The sequence below is a fragment of the Pseudomonas sp. K5002 genome (assembly GCF_013386655.1).
In the GTDB taxonomy this organism is placed as follows: domain Bacteria; phylum Pseudomonadota; class Gammaproteobacteria; order Pseudomonadales; family Pseudomonadaceae; genus Aquipseudomonas.
In genome coordinates, this window is the sequence record NZ_JACARK010001497.1 from 1 (window position 1) to 961 (window position 961).

The 961-nt window shown below is 63.9% G+C and carries 1 protein-coding gene; it reads right to left on the minus strand.

Translation table 11 applies throughout. The features are described from left to right. Positions 1 to 961: phosphotransferase (locus tag HX846_RS37485; RefSeq protein WP_178967497.1), on the minus strand; the 961-nt coding region annotated here is incomplete at both ends.

Sequence of the window (961 nt, forward strand, 5' to 3'; positions counted from 1 at the left end):
GAACAGCGGCGGCTCAAGCTCGGCGCGGCACAGTTGTACTGTCAGCGGCGCGACCACGTCGCCGATTACCTGGCCTTTTACCACTGCGGCGCCGTGCTTCAACAAGGCGTTCACGCCCCACAGCCGAACACTCAACTGGGCGCTATGCAGGCTCAGCAGGCCGTCGGCGCCATGGCGCAAGGTGCCGGCGAACGGTGCTTCCACCGTGGCGCCCAAGGGCATGTGCAGTTCTACGTGAAGCGCGAAGGTGTCCGGCTCGACGGCACTGTCGGGTTGGGTGCGGGACAGACGGTATTGACCATAACGACTGGCTGCCAGGCCATGGACCACGGCCGCTTGTTCCAGCAATCGGCGATCAATGCCCTCCTGCTCCCAGTTACCGGCCTCGAAATGCGGGCTGAGCACGCCCAGATCGATCAACGCGAATTCACGCCCAACGAGCCCCGGCAACAAAGGCGCGAAGCCTTCACCGACAATCGGCGGCAATTCGGCACCGACGCAGTTCAGGATCGCCGCCTCCATCAATTCAAAGGGCACCGAGGTGGCTACGTGGAAAATTTCCCACTCATGCTCGGCATTCTTCAACAGGTACGCGTTATCCGGATCCAGGCGTTGCTGCTGTTCGCTGCTCAGCACCAACACCGCGGCCCGCGCGACGATCAGCGGCCATAGCACCTGCAACTCTTCGCGCTGCAACGGCGTGATCCGGTGGCACGCCTGGATCGCCGGCAGGATCGCGAACGGATCACCCTCGGCATGATGCAGCAGCGCCGCGCAGGTCACCGACAGGTCGGCAATGCGCCAGGTGCGCACCAGGTCGCCAAAATCGATCACGCCTTCAATCTGCCAATGCCGCTGGGCATCGCGCTGCCAGACCACGTTGTCATCGGTGATGTCCATGTGCACGGCTTGCCAGGGCAGGCGGTCGGCCAACGGCAGCAGACGCTGCCCGACCTGCTCC